General features: G+C 73.4%; 17 protein-coding genes. 5 read left to right on the plus strand and 12 right to left on the minus strand.

From position 1 onward, the window contains the following. Nucleotides 1-225 precede the first annotated feature (225 nt). On the minus strand, nucleotides 226-660 hold the full coding sequence (locus ACIGYR_RS10640) for a DUF1992 domain-containing protein (protein ID WP_399595778.1): 435 nt from the start codon (nucleotides 658-660) through the stop codon (nucleotides 226-228). A 99-nt stretch (nucleotides 661-759) separates the two neighbouring features. Between ACIGYR_RS10640 and ACIGYR_RS10645 the strand changes: the two genes are divergently transcribed. After that, on the plus strand, nucleotides 760-1152 hold the full coding sequence (locus tag ACIGYR_RS10645) for a hypothetical protein (RefSeq protein WP_391838694.1): 393 nt from the start codon (nucleotides 760-762) through the stop codon (nucleotides 1150-1152). A 61-nt stretch (nucleotides 1153-1213) separates the two neighbouring features. Here the strand turns inward: ACIGYR_RS10645 and ACIGYR_RS10650 are convergent, their stop codons facing one another. The 3 genes from ACIGYR_RS10650 to proP all read right to left on the minus strand — a co-directional run bounded on the left by ACIGYR_RS10650 (nucleotide 1214) and on the right by proP (nucleotide 4677). Next, complete coding sequence (locus ACIGYR_RS10650) at nucleotides 1214-1885, minus strand: O-methyltransferase (RefSeq protein WP_399595777.1); 672 nt, start codon at nucleotides 1883-1885, stop codon at nucleotides 1214-1216. A gap of 63 nt (nucleotides 1886-1948) precedes the next feature. Next, nucleotides 1949-3058: a DUF2330 domain-containing protein gene (locus ACIGYR_RS10655; RefSeq protein WP_399595776.1), complete on the minus strand. Its 1110-nt coding sequence runs from the start codon at nucleotides 3056-3058 to the stop codon at nucleotides 1949-1951. A 245-nt stretch (nucleotides 3059-3303) separates the two neighbouring features. Beyond that, a complete protein-coding gene (gene proP / locus ACIGYR_RS10660) occupies nucleotides 3304-4677 on the minus strand; it encodes a glycine betaine/L-proline transporter ProP (RefSeq protein ID WP_391838698.1) in 1374 nt (457 codons plus the stop codon). A gap of 394 nt (nucleotides 4678-5071) precedes the next feature. Between proP and ACIGYR_RS10665 the strand changes: the two genes are divergently transcribed. Beyond that, nucleotides 5072-7126 carry a bifunctional glycosyltransferase 87/phosphatase PAP2 family protein gene (locus ACIGYR_RS10665; RefSeq protein WP_399595774.1) on the plus strand — a complete coding sequence of 685 codons (2055 nt, stop codon included), beginning with the start codon at nucleotides 5072-5074 and terminating at the stop codon, nucleotides 7124-7126. 3 nt (nucleotides 7127-7129) lie between these two features. Here the strand turns inward: ACIGYR_RS10665 and ACIGYR_RS10670 are convergent, their stop codons facing one another. Then, the gene (locus ACIGYR_RS10670) at nucleotides 7130-7981 is read right to left on the minus strand and encodes an NAD(P)H-binding protein (RefSeq protein WP_399595772.1); all 852 of its coding nucleotides are present in this window, start codon (nucleotides 7979-7981) and stop codon (nucleotides 7130-7132) included. Further along, entirely contained in the window at nucleotides 7978-8403 is a 426-nt protein-coding gene (locus tag ACIGYR_RS10675; RefSeq protein WP_399595771.1) for a nuclear transport factor 2 family protein, read from the minus strand. The genes ACIGYR_RS10670 and ACIGYR_RS10675 overlap by 4 nt, the downstream gene beginning before the upstream one ends. Nucleotides 8404-8498: 95 nt before the next feature. Between ACIGYR_RS10675 and ACIGYR_RS10680 the strand changes: the two genes are divergently transcribed. Both ACIGYR_RS10680 and ACIGYR_RS10685 read left to right on the plus strand, forming a co-directional pair. Then, entirely contained in the window at nucleotides 8499-9128 is a 630-nt protein-coding gene (locus tag ACIGYR_RS10680; protein ID WP_391838706.1) for a TetR/AcrR family transcriptional regulator, read from the plus strand. Next, nucleotides 9125-9325, plus strand: coding sequence for a DUF397 domain-containing protein (locus ACIGYR_RS10685; RefSeq protein WP_399596509.1), 201 nt, complete (start codon nucleotides 9125-9127; stop codon nucleotides 9323-9325). The genes ACIGYR_RS10680 and ACIGYR_RS10685 overlap by 4 nt, the downstream gene beginning before the upstream one ends. On the opposite strand, the gene ACIGYR_RS10690 is transcribed toward ACIGYR_RS10685, so the two are convergent. Continuing rightward, nucleotides 9309-10478 carry a steroid 3-ketoacyl-CoA thiolase gene (locus ACIGYR_RS10690; RefSeq protein ID WP_399595770.1) on the minus strand — a complete coding sequence of 390 codons (1170 nt, stop codon included), beginning with the start codon at nucleotides 10476-10478 and terminating at the stop codon, nucleotides 9309-9311. The two genes, ACIGYR_RS10685 and ACIGYR_RS10690, sit on opposite strands and share 17 nt — an antisense overlap. Nucleotides 10479-10708: 230 nt before the next feature. Here ACIGYR_RS10690 and ACIGYR_RS10695 point away from each other — a divergent pair, with 230 nt between their 5' ends. Continuing rightward, on the plus strand, nucleotides 10709-11944 hold the full coding sequence (locus tag ACIGYR_RS10695; protein WP_399595769.1) for a cytochrome P450: 1236 nt from the start codon (nucleotides 10709-10711) through the stop codon (nucleotides 11942-11944). A gap of 13 nt (nucleotides 11945-11957) precedes the next feature. Here ACIGYR_RS10695 and ACIGYR_RS10700 read toward each other — a convergent pair whose 3' ends face one another. The 5 genes from ACIGYR_RS10700 to ACIGYR_RS10720 form a co-directional block, all read right to left on the minus strand. Further along, nucleotides 11958-12647, minus strand: a complete 690-nt coding sequence (locus ACIGYR_RS10700) for a YoaK family protein (protein WP_399595767.1) — start codon at nucleotides 12645-12647, stop codon at nucleotides 11958-11960. Nucleotides 12648-13017: 370 nt separating this feature from the next. Continuing rightward, a complete protein-coding gene (locus tag ACIGYR_RS10705; RefSeq protein ID WP_391838714.1) occupies nucleotides 13018-13431 on the minus strand; it encodes a transglycosylase SLT domain-containing protein in 414 nt (137 codons plus the stop codon). Between the two features lie 332 nt (nucleotides 13432-13763). Beyond that, a complete protein-coding gene (locus ACIGYR_RS10710) occupies nucleotides 13764-14624 on the minus strand; it encodes an ECF transporter S component (RefSeq protein ID WP_399595765.1) in 861 nt (286 codons plus the stop codon). Next, the gene (locus ACIGYR_RS10715) at nucleotides 14621-16432 is read right to left on the minus strand and encodes an ABC transporter ATP-binding protein (protein WP_399595763.1); all 1812 of its coding nucleotides are present in this window, start codon (nucleotides 16430-16432) and stop codon (nucleotides 14621-14623) included. The genes ACIGYR_RS10710 and ACIGYR_RS10715 overlap by 4 nt, the downstream gene beginning before the upstream one ends. Next, nucleotides 16429-17736: an energy-coupling factor transporter transmembrane component T gene (locus tag ACIGYR_RS10720; RefSeq protein ID WP_399595762.1), complete on the minus strand. Its 1308-nt coding sequence runs from the start codon at nucleotides 17734-17736 to the stop codon at nucleotides 16429-16431. The genes ACIGYR_RS10715 and ACIGYR_RS10720 overlap by 4 nt, the downstream gene beginning before the upstream one ends. Nucleotides 17737-18202 lie beyond the last annotated feature (466 nt).

Genomic DNA, 18202 nt, shown 5'->3' on the forward strand with positions numbered 1-18202 from the left:
TTACCCCTTCGGCGCTTACCCCTTCGGCGGCGGTCCTCCGTGGGCGTCGCTCGCGTGCGCGCCGGATGGCGGCACACGGTTGACTCCGGCGCGTTCCGCTCGGCGGCAGCCCTGCGCTGCGGCCGAGCCGCGTGCGCGCCGGATGTCTGTCACACGGCCCACGCCGACGCGTCCTCTTCGGGGACGGTCCTGCGCCGGCGTCGCTCGCGTGGGCGCCGGGGTCTGTCACACGGTTGACTCCGGCGGGTTGACCTCGGCGGCAGCCCTGCGCTGCCGCCACTCGCGTACGACCTCTTCCACGTCGTACGGCTTCTTCCCCAGCGGCGGGCCGGGCGGCGGCTTGAACATCATGTCCCGGATCCGCACGTTGACGTCCTCGATGATCTTCCGGGCGATCCGCTCCGAAGGGGCCGCGTAGGCTGCCGCCAGCGCGTCCTCCGCCTCCTTGCGCAGCGCGAGCGCGGGCGGCAGCAGGGCCAGCCCCTCCCGCACCATCTTCCGCTTGACCCACCACAGTTCGTCGTACGTGGAGTCGACCTCGGTGGGCAGCGGCGCTCCCGCTCCCGGCAGCCGGTCGAACTCCCCGCGCCCCTGCGCGTCACGGATCTGCTTGTCCACCCAGGACTCGAACGGAACACCCGGTGGCTTTCGCTCGGTCATGGACCCATTGTGCCGGACGGGACCCCGCCGGGCGTTTTATCATGCGGCGGCGGTACGGCATTCCGCCCACCGCACCAGGACGTCTCAGGGGGATCGCTCGTGCTCGAACTCACCATGGCCGCCGTCTCGGGGGCGGACGCGGGCGCCACGGCCGGCATGACGATGGCCGAGGCGCCCAGCGAGCCCGGCGCCGTGCTGCGGGTCGGCCGCGACGCGGCGGTGTGCCGGCTCGTCACCCCCGAGGACTGGCTGTTCATCTCCCGCGTCCACCTGGAGTTCCTGTGCGGCCCGGACGGCACCTGGCAGCTGACGTGGGTGCGCGGCTCCCAGCCCGACCCGGCGTCCGAGGTCCGGCTCACCTCCGGGCCGCACGTGCAGCCCGTCGGCTACGGCGCGACCGTGCCGCTGCCCTACGGCGGGTCCGGCGAGATCATCGTCCAGGACCGCACCGCGCCGAGCAGCGTCAACGTCGGCTTCTACCACGAGGTCTGAGCCCCGCACGCGGCCTGCCCCGGGCTGAGTCCGGCACCCGGGCTCAGTCCGGCACCCGGGCTCAGCCCAGCACCCGGGCCAGCGCGAACCCGTCGTAGCCCTTGCTGCCGACCGTCTGCAGCGCCGTACCGCTCAACCGCGGGTGCGTGGCGATCAGTTCGATCGCGGCGCGGGTGCCGGCCACGTCCGGCTCGGTGCTGCCCGCGTCGGCGATCCGGCCGCCGCGCACCACGTTGTCCACGACGATCAGGCTGCCCGCGCGGGTGAGCCGCAGCGCCCACTCCACGTAATGCTGGTTGTTGGCCTTGTCCGCGTCGATGAAGACCAGGTCGAAGGGGGCCGGGTTCTCGTCGGCGAGCTTGGGCAGCGACTCCAGGGCCGGCCCCACGCGCACCTCCACGACCCGTTCCAGCCCGGCCCGGGCGATGTTGCGGGTGGCCACGTCGGCGTGCTTGGCGCTGTACTCCAGCGAGATCAGCCTGCCGTCCTCGGGCAGGGCACGCGCCATCCAGATCGTGCTGTACCCGCCGAGCGTGCCGATCTCCAGGACGTTCCGGGCGCCCTGCAACTGTGCGAGCAACTGGAGGAACTTGCCCTGCGCGGCCGTGACGGCGATGCTCGGCAGCCCGGCGGCCTCACTCTCCCGCAGGGCCGCCCGCAGTGCATCGTCGTCCGGTGAGAGATGGCTGATGAAGTAGTCGTCGACGTCGTCCCAGACCTGCGACCCGCTCATAGCGCCTGCTGCCTTTCCCGAGTGTCTGCCGGGGGCTGTACCGCCCTGCCCTCTTCGATGATCTCAGCCGAGCGGCGCGGGCGGGTAGACCGGCGGCGGGGGAGTCACCGGCCGCCGCGAGCGCCGTACGACGACCAGGGCGACCGCTGTGACGACCAGCGCCGGCACCCCGCCGACCGTCAGCGACCAGGCCGGGATCCCGGCGACCCGGCGCAACTCGTCCTCGTAGATCACCTGCTGGACCGGCGTGTCCGCGGCGGCCCGGCGCAGCTCGTGGTCGCCGGAGATGCGGGCGGGGTCGGGGAAGCTCTGGGTGAGCGCCGTCAGATACGGGGTGCCGGCGGTCAGCCTCCCCAGGGCGCCTTCGCGGGTGTCGAGCCGGCCGGCGAACACCACGCCGGGCGGCGCGCCGCCGATCGTCCCGCTCGTCTCCATGCGGTGTGCGGCGAGCACGTACAGGCCGAGCGACTGCGGGGTGGTGGCCAGCCGGGACAGGCGCATGGGATAGACGGGCCGGTCGGCGGCGAAGGTGAGGTGCAGCGGGTCGAGGGCGCCGTGCAGCGGGGTGCCGTGCGTGTCGGGGGCGAGGCGGACGGCGACGTACTCCCAGTGCCGGTCGACGTACGGCCGCAGGGCGGTCTTCAGCCGGGCGGGCAGTGAGAAGCCGTGGTCGCGCAGCCAGTCCTGGAGGGCGGCCGGGTCGGTGGCGGTCAGGCGGGCCACGTCGAAGGGGCCGAGCCGCTGGCGGCCGACGACGCCGACGGCGGTGGCGCCGGGGGCCGCGGGGGGCGGGGCGCCGTCGGTGATGTCGTGGTCGTCGAAGGGCCAGTCGCCGTTCTCCGGCCAGAAGTGGTACCGGGTGCGGTGCACGGGGGCGATGGCCTTGGCCAGCTGGGCGAAGAGGGCGGGGTCGCCGAGGCGGACGGTCGCCCGGTGCGGGACCGGCATGATCCAGGCGGCGTGCTCGGCGTCGCCGTCGACCGTCAGCCGCATCACGATCTGCTCCCGCCGGCCGTCCCAGCGCAGGACGGACCGCTCTTCGGAGACGGCGATGCGGGTGGCCGGACCGGGCACCATCGCACCGCAGCCACAGGCGTAGGCGGGGGCCATCAGCCAACCGAGCTGAACGCCGAGCAGAGCGAGGACGACGGTGAGTATCCGGGCGCGTGTCACAGGGTTACAGACGGTGCCGGTGTGGCGGCGGTTCCGGTGTCAGCGCGACCCGGCGGCGCCTCCCCGCGCCCCCGAAGGGCAAGGGGAGGCACCGGGGAGGGGGAGAGGGCGCGGGAAGCGGGCGGCCACGGCGGACCCGCACCCGGCGCACGTCCCGCACCCCTTCGGCGCCTACCGACCCCGGGGCAGCTCGCACCCCTGCGGTGCTCACCGCACCCCGGCGCACGCCCCGCACCCTGCGGTGCTTACCGGGCTTCCACGGACGGTGCGGAACCCGGCAGCGGGCGTCCGGCGCACTCGGACATCCGCCACACCGCGACACCACCCACGACGGCCGCGGCCATCATGTAGTACGCGGGCATCATCATGTTGCCCGTCGCCCCGATCAGCGCGGTCACGACCAGCGGGGTCGTCCCGCCGAACAGCGACACGGACACGTTGAAGCCGATCGACAGGGAGCCGTAGCGCACCCGGGTCGGGAAGAGGGCGGGCAGCGCGGCCGGCATGGCCGCCGTGAAGCACACCAGGAGCAGGCCCAGCGCGCCCATGCCCAGGCCCACCGCCAGCAGACTGCCCTCACGGATCAGCAGCAGGGCGGGGACGGACAGCAGCAGGAACCCCGCACAGCCCGCCGCGATCACCGGACGACGGCCGACCCGGTCGGTCAGGGCACCGGCGAACGGCTGGACGACCATCATCAGGACCATCACGGCGAGCACGACCAGCAGACCGTGCGTCTCGTCGTACTTCAGCTCACTGGTGAGGTAGCTCGGCATGTACGACAGCAGCATGTAGTCGGTGACGTTGAAGACCAGCACCAGGCCCATGCACAGCAGCAGCGTCCTCCACTGGCCCGTGACCATCTCGCGCAGCGGCACCTTGGGCCGGGCGGCCTCGGCCTTCTCGACCTCTGCCGCGAAGGCCGGGGTCTCCTCCAGCCGCATCCGCAGGTACAGGCCGATGATGCCCATCGGGCCGGCGATCAGGAACGGGACGCGCCAGCCCCAGGAGAGCAGGTCGTCGGAGGAGAGGAAGGCCGTCATGAGCGTGACCAGGCCGGCCCCGCCGATGTAACCGGCGAGCGTGCCGAACTCCAGCCAGCTGCCGAAGAAGCCGCGCTTCTTGTCCGGCGCGTACTCGGCGATGAAGGTGGACGCGCCCGCGTACTCGCCGCCGGTGGAGAAGCCCTGCACCAGACGGGCGGCCAGCAGCAGGATCGGCGCGCCGACGCCGATCGTCGCGTAGGACGGGATCAGACCGATCGCGAACGTGCCCGCCGCCATCATGATCATGGTGACGGCGAGGACCTTCTGGCGGCCGACACGGTCGCCCAGCGGGCCGAAGACCATGCCGCCGAGCGGGCGGACCAGGAAGGCCGCCGCGAAGGCGCCGAACGTCGACAGCAGCTGTGCGGTCGGGTTGCCGGACGGGAAGAACACCTTGCCCAGCGTGACCGCGATGTAGCTGTAGACACCGAAGTCGAACCATTCCATCGCGTTGCCCAGCGCCGCCGCCTTGACGGCGCGCTTGACCAGCGCGGGGTCGGTGACGGTGACGTCGCGGGCCGTGGTGGCCCGCCGGGTCTTCAGATGCGGGGTGACGGCAGTGGCGGTCGCCAAAACGGGGCTCGCCTACCTTTCGACGGGGACAGAGACGGGCCCGAGACGGCGGCGGTGACGTACGCCGGGCCGAAAAACGACCATAGGGGCTCTTGCGCCCTTTACGTGCTGTATGCGGTTACCTGCAGAGTGCAGCTAAACCGTGGATACGCAGGTACGTCTGCCCGTTCACACAGCGCCATTCCTCCTGCTCGATGTGATCCTTCTCGCGCTCCCGGCATGCAACCGGAGGCGCGGGCGACGATCGCCTTCCGGCCAAAAAGAGACGGATGTCAGGTGAATGAGGGGTTGCCCGCGTCCTTCTTCGGGGGGTCTGCGAGCCTCATGGGAAGCGCGGAGGGAAACCCGACGCGCGAGGGCGGGCGGGACGGACGGGGCGGGAGGCCGACGAGGCGTGGCGAACGTGGAGCACAGCGGGCGACCGGCGGAGGTCTTCGGCGGGCAGGGGATCGGGGCGCGGTTGCGCGCGACCCGGCTCGCCCTGTGGGCGGTGGCCACGATCCTCGCCGTACGGCAGGTGGCCGTCCTCGCGACCACCCCCAGCAGCGAGCGGCTCACCGACCTGGAGACCTGGGTCGGCCCCGAAGGCGTCCTGCACGTGAAGGGCTCGATCTACGACTCGACGCGGTTCACCGGCACGCCCTTCGGCGGTCTGGTCCTCAGACCCCTCACCCGCGCGGCGGAGGCCGCCCTCGGCTGGGGCTGGACCTTCGGCACCCTGCTGCTGGTCGCCGCCCTCGGCCTGGTGGCCGCCCGCGCGCTGCCCAAGCCGGTCAGCCGGCGCACCTCGCTGCTGGCCGCCCCGGTCGCCGTCAGCCTGCTCATGCTGTCGCTGCCGGTCCGCGACACCCTGTGGCTCGGCCAGACCAGCATCATGCCGGTGCTGCTCGTCCTGCTCGGCTGCTTCACCGTACGCGGGGAACGCGCGAGCGGCCTGTGCATGGGGCTGGCGGCCGCCCTCCAGCCGACCGTCCTGCTCTTCGCCCCGCTGCTGTGGTTCACCGGCCGCCGCCGGGCCGCCCGCACCACGGCCGGCACCTTCGCCGCCTGCACCGCGCTCGCCTGGGCGGCGCTGCCGCACGACTCGCACACCTACTGGGTGCACCACATGGCCGGCGCGGGCCTCGGCGGCGCGGCCGACGCCCTCGCCAACCAGTCCCTGCACGGCGCCCTGCTGCGCGCGGGCCTCACCGGCTCCCTGGAGGTCGCCCTCTTCCTGCTGCTCGGCGCCGCCGTCGCCACGCTCGCGCTGCGCCGCGCGGTCCGCTACGCCCACGACGGCCAGCTCCTGCTGGCGGTCGCCGTCACCGGGTGCGCCGCCGTCGCCGTCTCGCCCACCACCTGGCAGCACCAGCTGCTGTGGGTGCTGCTCGCCGTGGTCGGCCGGGTCGGCAAGCGGGCCTCGGACCGCTACGTCTGGCCGGTCGCGGTCGTCCTCGTCACGATGCTCCCGGCGCAGATGATGCTGCCGAACATGGCGGTGCTGTACGCGCTGCGGGACAACCTGGTGCTGCTCGCGGCGCTGGCCGCCGCCACGGCCGTACCCTTCCTGTCCCGGTCCTCGCCGTACTACCGGACGCCGATCGCGACGGAGTGCGCGGCGCCGGTGCCGGCCCGTTTCGGCCGCGTCCCGCTGCTGCCGTTCCTGCGCCGGGTCCTCACCCGCCCCAACCTCCTGCTGGAGCTGCTCCTCCTCCGCGTCGTGTACGCGGCCTACCAGCAGGTGCGTCTCGCCGCGACCGGCGGCAGCAACTCCGCGGGCCGGGCCGCGGCCGAGCGCCACGGCCATCTGGTCCTCGACCTGGAGCGCTTCCTCCACATAGACATCGAACGCGCGGTCAACCACGCCGTGGTGAGGATCGACTGGCTGCGGAACTTCTTCGACTTCTACTACGAGTCCTTCCACTTCGTCGTCCCGCTGACCGTCCTCGGCGTCCTGTACTGGCGCCGCCCGGTCGACTACCGCTGGGCACGCGCCTCCCTCGGCTTCGCCACCTTCCTCGCCCTGATCGGCTTCTGGCTCTTCCCGCTGGCCCCGCCGCGTCTGATGCCGACCCTCGGGATGATCGACACCGTCCACGGCGTCCAGGACTTCGCCAAGCCGGACTACGGCACCCTCACCGCCCTGACCAACCAGTACGCGGCGATGCCGTCGCTGCACTTCGGCTGGGCCCTGTGGTGCGGGGTGGTCATCGCGGTCATCGCCCCGAAGTGGTGGATGAAGGCCCTGGGACTGCTCCACCCCCTGTTCACCGTCTCGGCCATCGTGGCCACCGGCAACCACTGGGTGCTGGACGCGGTCGGCGGCGCGGTGGTGGTGAGCGCGGGCTTCGGCCTGTCCTACCTCTTCCAGGGGCCACGGGCCGCCGTGCGGGCCGGCAGCCGGATCGGCACGGCGAAGGCGGCACCCGCCGGTTCCGAGGGTGTGGTGGCCGCCGCCGACCGGTGACCGTCAGCCACCGCCGGTGCCCAGCGCCGCCGCCAGGTGCGTGCGCAGAGAGCGGGCGGGCCGTCCGGTGACGGCCCGCACGATGTCGGTGACGCGGTCCTCGGCGCCGGCCGCGATGTCCCGGTCCATCCCGGCCAGCAGCGCGGCGAACTCCGCCGGTAGCTGTGCGGCGAGGCGGTCGCGCAGCTGCTCGTAGGAGAGCCGGTGGTGGACCACGGGCCGGCCGGTGGCCTCCGTGAGCAGCGCGGCGACATCGTCGTACGACAGCGCCTCCGGCCCGGTCAGGACCAGATCGGCGTTCGGGGCGTGCTCGTCGGTCAGTGCGCGGGCGGCGACCGCCGCGATGTCCTCGGCGTCGACGAAGCCGACCCGGCCGTCCCCGGTGGCGCTGCGCAGGACGCCCTCGGCCCGGACGCTGTGCGCGTGCGGGTGGGTGCCGGTGAAGTTCTGCATGAACCAGGAGGGGCGCAGCACCGCCCACTGCTCGATCAGGCCGGGCAGTGCCTGGTGCACCACCCCGGTCACCGGGTCGCCCTCGGCGATCGCCGAGGAGCTGAGGAGCACCGCGCGGCGCACCCCGGCCCGGCGGGCGCGCTCCAGGAACGGCAGGATGACCGCCGCCGGTTCCGGGTCGCCCGGTGGCGGTACCAGGTAGACGCGGTCCACTCCGTCGAGCGCGGCGGCGTGGGTGTCCGGCGTGTGCCAGTCGAAGGCGACCGGCCGCGCGCCCGGGACGGGTGCCGCGTGCCGGCTCGCCGCCCTGACCAGGTGACCGGCCGCCGCCAGCCGTGCAGCCGTGCGGCTGCCGGTGGTGCCGGTGGCGCCGGTCACCAGCGTGGTTCCGGTGGTGCTCATCGGCCGCTCCGGGTGAAGTCGGCGCCCGGTTCGAGGACGGCGAGGGGGTTCCAGTAGTCGCGGTAGGCGCAGATCCGCCCGTCCCGCACGGTCACGACGGCTATGTAGGTCATGTCGAAGGGGTCGCCGGTCCTCACCAGGCGCCCCGTGCCGCGCATCTCGACCACGATGGTCTCCGGCTCGGTCGTCTCATGGATCTTCAGGTCGGGGAAGTCCCGCAGATCGATGTGGTCGGGGTAGTCGCGCATGTAGGCGGCGACGGCCTCCTTGCCCGCCAGGCGCGAGGGCCAGCCCGGAGGGGCGAAGGGGAACTCCATGACGCCGTCGTCGGACCACAGCCCGACCCAGGCGGCGATGTCCTTGTCCAGCAGCAGTCGCAGGCCGCGGCGGAAGAGGTCCGCCGGAGAAGTCGGTGCGGGCATGGGTATGCTCCTTCCAGAGAACCGGACCCAGGGTCCGCTTTCAGGAGTCCCGACGATACGGACCCGTGGTCCGCTTTGCAATCGGAGGAGAACGCGTGCCCGAGCGCAAGCCCCGCAAGGACGCCACCCGCAACCGTGAGGCCGTCCTCGCGGCGGCCGACGACCTCTTCGCCCGCCGCGAGTCACCCGAGGACGTCACGATGGCCGACGTCGCGGCGGCGGCCGGGGTCGGCAAGGGAACCCTCTTCCGCGCCTTCGGTGACCGCACCGGACTGCTGCGCGCCCTGTACGAGGCCCGGCTCGAACCGGTCCGGGAGGCCGTCGAGACGGGGCCGCCCCCGCTGGGCCCCACGACACCCCCGGCGCGTCGGGTGCTCGCCCTGCTCGACGCCCTCCTGTGCTTCAAGCTCGACAACCGCCGTCTCGCCCTGGCCCTGGAGGAAGGCGGGAGCGGCGGCGTCCACGGCGCCGCACACTACGAGCGGTGGCACGCCCTCCTGCGAGGTGTGCTGGAGCGGGTCCCCGGCCTCGCCGCCGACGGCGACTTCACCGCGCACGCACTGCTCGCCGCCGTCCGGGCCGACCTCGTGGAACACCTGGCCGGACCGGCCGGCGTGCCGCGTGACGAACTGCGGGCCCGCCTGGCGCGGTTCACCGCCCGAGTCCTGGGGACCGGCGACGCGGCACTCGCACCACACGGTCTTCCCGCCGCCGACACCCGCTGACACCTCCCGGGCGCCGGCCACGGCATCGAGCAGGGCCAGGCCCCGGCCGCCTTCCTGCCGGCTGCGTCGAAGTCCCCGAATCCCTCTGCGCCACCATCGCCGTCCGCGGCTCCAAGACCCCCGCGGGACCGGTCCTCACCCTCGGCCCCGCCGTCTTCACCGCCTTCGGGAACTGGGCCGCTACAGCCGCTGGATGATCGTCCCGGTCGCCAGTCCACCGCCCGCGCACATGGTGATGAGCGCGAACTCCTTGTCCGTGCGCTCCAGTTCGTGCAGGGCGGTGGTGATCAGGCGGGCGCCCGTCGCCCCGACCGGGTGGCCCAGGGCGATCGCACCACCGTTGACGTTGACCTTGTCCAGGCTCTGTTCGAAGACCTGAGCCCAGCTCAGCACGACCGACGCGAACGCCTCGTTGATCTCCACGAGGTCGATGTCCCTCAGGGACATGCCCGCCTTGCCCAGCACCGCGCGCGTCGCGTCCACGGGTCCGTCCAGGTGGAAGTGCGGGTCGGCGCCGACGAGGGCCTGCGCGACGATGCGTGCCCTCGGCTTCAGCTTCAGGGCGCGGGCCATCCGCTTGGACGCCCACATGATCGCCGCCGCGCCGTCGGAGATCTGGGACGAGTTGCCCGCCGTGTGGATGGCCATCGGCATCACGGCCTTCAGGCCCGCCAGCGCCTCCGGGGACGTGTCCCGCAGGCCCTCGTCCCGGTCGACCAGCCGCCACATGCCCTGTCCGGCCTGCTGCTCCTCCTCGGTCGTGGGCACCTGCACGGCGAACGTCTCCCGCTTGAAACGTTCCTCCGCCCAGGCGTGGGCCGCCCGCTCCTGGGACCGAAGGCCCAGGGCGTCGACGTTCTCCCGGGTCAGGCCCCGGTGCCGGGCGATGCGCTCGGCCGCCTCGAACTGGTTGGGCAGGTCGACGTTCCACTCGTCGGGGAACGGCTTGCCGGGACCGTGCTTGGAACCGGAGCCCAGCGGGACCCGGGACATCGCCTCGACGCCGCAGCTGATCCCCACGTCGATCACGCCCGCCGCGACCATGTTGGCCACCATGTGGGACGCCTGCTGCGAGGACCCGCACTGGCAGTCGACCGTCGTCGCCGCCGTCTCGTAGGGCAGGCCCATGGTCAGCCAGGCCGTGCGCGCGGGGTTCATGGACTGCTCACCGGCGTGCGTCACCGTGCCGCCGACGATCTGCTCGACCGCGTCGGCGGGGATGCCGGTGCGGCCGAGGAGTTCACGGTAGGTCTCGCCCAGCAGGTAGGCGGGGTGCAGGTTGGCGAGCGCGCCGCCGCGCTTGCCGATCGGGGTGCGGACGGCTTCGACGATCACGGGTTCGGCGGCCATGGGTGCGGGTCCTCTCCGAGAGGGCTCTCCTCCAGAACTAGTACGCGTTCTAGTTCTGTTCAGCAGTCTGCTGACGTGACGTCCATCACCGCAAGGGTCTTGCAGGTGCCGAGGGTGCGATCTGTGCGACTTCCGCACCGATCGGGGATGTCGTACCCCTTGCGACTTGTAGAACCGGTTACTACCTTCACGGCACCCGCTGATGGTCCGTCAGATGGCTGGAGACGCCGATGCCCTGTCCAGCGCTGCCCGACGGGTTCGACCTCACCGACCCCGACCTGCTGCACCACCGCGTGCCCCTCCCGGAGTTCGCCGAACTGCGCCGGACCGAACCGGTCCGCTGGATCCCGCAGCCGCACGGCGTCGCGGGCTTCGCCGACACCGGCTACTGGGCCGTCACCCGGCACGCCGACGTCAAGCACGTCTCCACACACCCGGAACTCTTCTCCTCCTCCCTCAACACCGCGATCATCCGCTTCAACGAGCACATCCGGCGCGACGCGATCGACGCGCAGCGGCTCATCCTGCTCAACATGGATCCACCGGAACATACGCGGGTGCGCCAGATAGTGCAGCGCGGGTTCACGCCACGCTCCATCCGCGCGCTGGAGGACCGGCTGCGCGCCCGCGCCGAGGCGATCGTGGCCGCCGCCCGCGCCCGCTCCGGGCCCTTCGACTTCGTCGCCGAGGTCGCCTGCGAACTGCCCCTCCAGGCCATCGCCGAGCTGATCGGCGTCCCGCAGGAGGACCGGTCCAAGATCTTCGACTGGTCCAACAAGATGATCGCGTACGACGATCCCGAATACGCCATCACCGAGGAGGTCGGCGCCCGGTCGGCCGCCGAGATCATCGCCTACGCCATGAACATGGCCGTCGACCGCAAGCGGTGCCCGGCCCACGACATCGTGACGACCCTGGTGGCGGCGGAGGACGAGGGCAATCTGAACTCCGACGAGTTCGGCTTCTTCGTGCTCATGCTGTCGGTGGCCGGCAACGAGACGACCCGGAACGCGATCACCCACGGCATGCACGCCTTCCTCACCCACCCCGACCAGTGGGACCTCTTCACCCATGAGCGCCCCCCGACCACGGCCGAGGAGATCGTCCGCTGGGCGACTCCGGTCAACGCCTTCCAGCGGACGGCGACCCAGGACACGGAACTGGGCGGCGTGCTGATCAAGAAGGGCGACCGGGTCGGCCTGTTCTACGCCTCCGCCAATCACGACCCCGAGGTCTTCACCGACCCCGACACCTTCGACATCACCCGCGATCCCAATCCCCATCTGGGCTTCGGCGGAGGCGGCCCCCACTACTGCCTCGGCAAGTCCCTGGCCGTCCTGGAGATCGACCTGATCTTCCACGCGATAGCCGACGCGATGCCCGGGCTGCGCCTGTCGGGCGACCCCCGCCGCCTGCGCTCGGCCTGGATCAACGGGGTGAAGGAGCTGAGGGTCGTCGCCGAGTGAACCCCGGCGCCGCTCACTCCCGGCCCGACGCCACCAGCGCCAGTACGGCCGAGGCCAGCGCCGCGATCAGCAGCGGGATGCCCAGGCCGTGGTGCAGGACCAGCCACGCGCCCAGACAGGCGCCGCCGGCCATCGCGAACGCCGCGGCCGTGCGGCGCGGGGAACGGTGACCGGTACCGTCGCCGAGGCGGGACTCGGCGGCCAGAGCGGTCAGGGTCATGGTCAGGACCGTGGTGGTGAGGTCGGGCACGCCCAGTTTGCGGACCGTGGCGTTGCGCATGCCCATCGCGAGGGCCGTGAGGGCGATCAGGGCGTACTGGGTGCCGACGGCGTCCGGCCAGGCGAAGGCCACGGCGGCCGACGCGCCGACCAGCACCGTCTCCGCCGCCAGGGTCAGCCGGGCCCAGCTGCGCCGGGAGCCCCGTCCGTGGCGGGCCGTCAACCGGCCGCCGGTCACCGCGCCCAGCAGGAAGCAGACCAGGGATGTGGCCGTGTGGGGCACGGAGAAACCGGGGGCGCCGGCCGCGGCGAAGCCGAGGACGACGACGTTGCCGGTCATGTTGGCGGTGAAGACCCGGCCCAGGCCCAGATAGCTGACGGCGTCGATCAGCCCGCTGACCACGGTCAGCACCAGCAGCACGGCCACCAGCCGCAGCCCGCGCGTCTCCGCATCCCGCATCGGCGTCGGCGTCGGCGTCGGCATCGCTCCTCCGAAGGTGTCCCGGCGCAGCCTGCGTCCGGAGCGCCCGGGGCGTGACACAGGACACGCCGAAACGGTGGCGAAGCAGCCCGGTCGGCCCACCCGGAGGGGCCGCGGTCCCGGCCGGCCCCGCGAAGCCGCCCGGTCACCCGTCCGCGGGGGCGCGACGGTCACGGCCGGCCGGCGGCGCGGGCCGGTCCGCGGGGGTCGGCGGTCATGGCGGCGCGGGCCGGTCCGCGAGAGGCGGCGGGGGCCGGGGGTCATGGCCGGCCGGCAAGCGCCCGGACGTGCGCGCGCACCCTCGCCCGGTGCGGGGCGAGGGTGCGGGTGCTGCTGCTGGTGCGGCGGTGGCGCGGCCCGGTGCCGGGGCGGCTCAGTACCAGCCGTTGGCCTGCCAGAAGTTCCAGGCCTTGGCCGGGCTGCCGTAGCGGGAGTTCATGTAGTCCAGGCCCCACTTGATCTGGGTGGCCGGGTTGGTCTTCCAGTCGGCGCCGGCGGCGGACATCTTCGAACCCGGCAGGGCCTGGACCAGGCCGTAGGCGCCGGAGGAGCTGTTGGTGGCGGCGGGGTTCCAGCCGCTCTCGTGCGAGACGATCTTGCTGAACGCGGTGAACTGCGCGGCGTCCGGGATCATCTTGTGCGCGATCGCCTGAGCGGAGGAGGCCGACGTGGTGGCGGCCTGGGCGGGCGCCGCGCTCAGAGCCATACCGGCGGTGGCGGCGGCCACGGCGACGGTGGTGAGGGCCTTCTTCGGGGAAGCGATGCGGCGGATGAAGGAGACGGACACGGAGAACCTCTTGCGTCGGGGACGGGGGATCGCCCGCATGGGACGGGCCACGCGCTGTGGCCGCATGCGTCGGCGCCGCGGCCCGTGTGGGCTGTGGCGCCTGGCGACGTCGTCCAGACAAGCAGGCTCGGAACCTGTCCGCAATGACCCCCTTTACTAGTTGTGGCCGGATCAGCGAGGAACGTCCGCTCTGTGGCGTGGGTCTCAATGCGCAGGTCAGAAGGGGTGCACGCTGGGACATATCGGACAAAGATGTCTACGGCCCCGCGTCGTAGGTGACGTGGGTCATGTGGGCCGCTTCACCGGCCCGCTCACACCGCGCACACGCCGCCTCACCCTCCGGGACCGTCGAATGTGACCGCGGTCTCGAAGGCGGCCCGCCGCGTGGCCCGGCGCAGGGCCCGCAGCAGCGTCGGGCCGAGGGCCAGGGTCAGCACGACCGTGCAGACGGCCCGGCCCAGGTCCCAGCCGAGCGAGGTGGCCACGCAGTACGCGACGAAGCGGGCCAGGTTGGTGCCGACCGGGGCTCCGGCGTCGAAGGAGATGTTCGAGGCCGCGGTGGACAGGAACGGCCAGCCGGCCAGGTTCATGACCGTGCCGTAGGCGAACGCCGCGAGGAAGCCGTAGCCGGCGAGCAGCAGCAGCTCGCCCCGGCCGCGCGGCCTCCCCCGGCGTCCAGGCTCCGCGCGAGCGGGCGCCCCCGTCCCGCCCGGCAGCAGACCCGCGCCCATGGCGAACCAGCCCATCGACAGCATCTGGAACGGCAGCCAGGGCCCGACCCCGCCGGTGAGCAGCGCCGACGCGAACATCGTCACCGAGCCCAGCGCGAACCCGAAGCCGGGGCCGAGCACCCGCCCGCTGAGCACCATCAGGAAGAACATCGGCTCGATCCCCGCCGTGCCCGCCCCGATCGGCCGTAGCGCCGCCCCCGTCGCGGCCAGCACACCCAACATGGCCACGGCCTTCGGCCCGAGCGCCGACTCCGAGATCGTCGCCGCCACGACCGCCACCAGCAGCACCAGCAGACCCGCGAAGAGCCAGGGCGCGTCCTGGGCGTGGGCGCTCAGCTGCGAGGACGGCGGGGCGAGGAAGGGCCAGCAGAAGGCGACCACCCCCACCGCGCTGGTCAGCGCCAGGGCGGCGAGCGAGCGCGGGCCGAGCCGGACGGCCCGCACCCGTGCGGTGCGGCTCATGCCAGCGCCTCCCGCACCTCGGCCACGGTCAGCCACCGCTGCGGGGCCAGGATCTTCGTCACCTGCGGCGCGAAGGACGGCGAGGACACCACGATGTCGTCCGTCGGGCCGTCGGCGATCACCTCGCCCTCGGCCAGCAGCACCACCCGGTGGACCAGCTCGGCGGCCAGCTCCACGTCATGCGTGGCCAGTACGATCGCGTGCCCCTCGGCGGCCAGCTCACGCAGTACGGCGATCAGGCGGCCCTTGGCCGCGTAGTCCAGGCCGCGGGTCGGCTCGTCCAGCAGGAGGAGGGGAGGGCGGGCGGTCAGGACCACGGCCAGCGCGAGCGTCAGGCACTGGCCCTCGGACAGGTCCCGGGGGTGGGTGTCGTCCGCGATGCCCGGCAGGAGCCCGGACACCAGGGCCCGGCAGGTGCCGGGCGCGGCGCCCGCGTCCCGGTCGGCGGCGGCGCACTCGGCGGCCACCGTGTCGGCGTACAGCAGCTCGCGGGGATCCTGCGGGACGAGACCGACCCGGCGTACGAGGTCCCCGGGCGGGGTGCGGTGGGGAACCAGACCGCCGACCAGGACGGTCCCGGCCGACGGCTCCACCAGTCCGACGAGCGAGCCGAGCAGGGTGGACTTCCCGGCGCCGTTGCGGCCCATGAGGGCGATGGTCTCGCCGGGTGCCACGGTCAGCTCCACCTGGCGGAGGGCCTGGACGCGGTCACGGCGGACGGAGAGGGAGCGGACCTCGGCGGTGTGCGCCACGGGCCCGGGGCCGGCGGCGGGGGAGCGGCGCCGGAAGAGGGAGCGGCGCCCGGTGCCAGTGCCAGTGCCAGTGCCGGTGCCGGTGCCGGCCGGGACCGGGGCCGCTCGCCGGGTCCGGTCGGGCGCGGCCCCAAAGGCATCGCCACCCCCGGCCGGAGGGTGGCTCTCCACGGCTGCGGCGGCACTCCTCGCGAATGCGGCGGCACTCTCCGAGGGCGCGGCGGCGCTGTGAGGGGTCCGTGCTGCCAGGCGTTCCCGCAGGCCGGCGGCGCGGCGGCGGGCGTCGCGGACAGTCAGCGGCAGGGGGGACCAGCCGGCCAGCCGGCCCAGGGCCACCACCGGGGGGTACACCGGGGAGACGGCCATCACCTCGGCCGGGGCGCCGGTGACCGGGGCGGCGCCGGGGGCGGGCAGCAGGATGACGCGGTCGGCGTACTGGATCACCCGCTCCAGGCGGTGCTCGGCCATCAGGACCGTCGTGCCCAGGTCGTGCACCAGCCGTTGCAGCACGGCCAGCACCTCCTCCGCGGCGGCCGGGTCCAGCGCCGAGGTCGGCTCGTCCAGGACCAGCACCCGCGGGTGCGGGGTGAGCACCGAGCCGATCGCGACCCGCTGGCGCTGCCCGCCGGAGAGGGTGGCGATCGGACGGTCGCGCAGTCCGGCGAGGCCCAGCAGGTCGAGGGTCTCCTCGACCCGGCGCCGCATCACCTCCGGGGCGAGCCCCAGCGACTCCATGCCGTAGGCGAGTTCGTCCTCCACGGTGTCCGTCACGAAGTGCGCGAGCGGATCCTGGCCCACCGTGCCGACCACGTCGGCGAGTTCCCGCGGCTGGTGGGTACGGGTGTCCCGGCCGGCCACCGTGACGCGTCCGCGCAGGGTGCCGCCGGTGAAGTGCGGGACGAGCCCGCTGACCGCGCCCAGCACGGTCGACTTGCCGACCCCGGACGGACCGGCCAGCAGCACCAGTTCACCCTCGGACACCTCGAGATCGACGCCGGTGACGCTGGGTTCGGCAGCGCCCTCGTACGTCACGCTGACATCCTCGAAGCGGATCACGAGTGCTCCCTGTGGACGGACTTGGGACTGGGCTTGAAGCCGGGCTCGGGGCTGGGCTCGGGACTGGGCTTGGAGCCGGGCTCGGGGCCGGGCTCGGGGCTGGGCTTGGAGCCGGGCTCGGGGCTGGGCTCGGGAATGGGGTCGGGCTCGGGACTCGACCTGGGACCGGGCCTGGGACTCGACCTGGGACCGGGCCTGGGACTCGACCTGGGACCGGGCCTGGAACCGGGCCTGGGACTGGGTCTGGGGCTCGACCTGGGACTGGGCTTGGGGACGACGAAGGCGGGCAGCAGGGCGAGCAGGACGGCCGCGGCGGGCCGGATCGGGAGCGTCGGGGCGACGAGGGGTACGACGCCGGGATGCAGCCCTTGCGGATCGCGGACGGAGGCGAGCGCCAGCAGCGCGGCCACCGCGATCCCCGAGCCCGTGACCAGCCATGCGCGCAGGTCCCACGGGTCCGGGCGGTACCGCGTCCGCAGCGAACGCCTCCCGCCCAGCCGCAGCCCCGCGAGCGCGGCGACGACTCCGGCGAGCAGCAGGGGAACGCCGTACACGCCCCCTTCCGCCGTCAGCAGCCCGTACGTTCCCGCGCACACCCCGAGCAGGCCGCCCAGGGTGAGCGCGGCCGTCGTGCGGCGGACGGGGGCGGGCACCTCGGCGGTACGGCCGTAACCGCGGGCCTCCATCGCGGCGGCCAGCGCCACCGAGCGTTCCAGCGCGCCCTCCAGCACCGGCAGTCCGACCTGGAGCAGGCCCCGTACGCCCCGGTCCGGACGGCCGCGCAGCCGGCGGGCCGCGCGCAGCCGCTGGACGTCGGCTATCAGGTGGGGCGCGAAGGTGAGGGCGACGACCACGGCCACCCCCGTCTCGTACAGCGCGCCGGGCAGGGACTTGAGCAGCCGGGTGGGGCTGGCCAGGGCATTCGCCGCGCCGACACAGATCAGGAGGGTGGCGAGCTTCAGTCCGTCGTAGGCGGCGAAGAGGACCGCCTCGGCGGTCACCCTGCCGCCCAGCCGGATGCCCTGCGCCCAGTGCGGCAGCGGGACTTCGGGGAGGGTGAGGAGGGTGTGCGTGCCGGGGATGGGGGAGCCGAGGGCCACCGCGAACAGGACGCGGATGAGGATGACGGCGAGGGCGAGCCGGGCGAAGGCGGAGTAGGAGCGGGACCAGGGGGCGGGGGAGCGGTGCGTCGCCACGACGTAGCCGGAGGCGGCTATGAGGAGGGCGAGGAGGAGCGGATTGGTGGTGCGGGTGGCGGCGGTACCGAGGGAAAGGGCCCACAGCCACCAGGCCCCGGGGTGCACGGTGAACCGCCCCGAACCACGCTCGCCCCCATCACGCTCCCCCTCCAGCCGCGGCCCCCCAGCGACACGGGCACCCATACGACCGGCCACAACACCCCCACACCCACCCGACCGCGCGCGCCCGGACTCACCCGACGGCGCGCACGCACACTCATCCGACGGCGCGCACGCACACTCATCCGACGGCGCGCACCCACACTCACCCGACGGCTCGCGCCCACCGGTCGGAGACCACCTGCGGCGCACCCTCAGTTCCGGCCGCTGCAACCCCCCAGGGGCGCGGGGAACTGCGCGACCGGCCACCACACCCCCACACCCACCCGACCGCGCGCGCCCGGACTCACCCGACGGCGCGCACGCACACTCATCCGACGGCGCGCACCCACACTCACCCGACGGCGCGCGCCCACCGGTCGGAGACCACCTGCGGCGCACCCTCAGTTCCGGCCGCTGCAACCCCCCAGGG

The organism is Streptomyces sp. NPDC053076, from assembly GCF_044546845.1.
Taxonomy (GTDB): domain Bacteria; phylum Actinomycetota; class Actinomycetes; order Streptomycetales; family Streptomycetaceae; genus Streptomyces.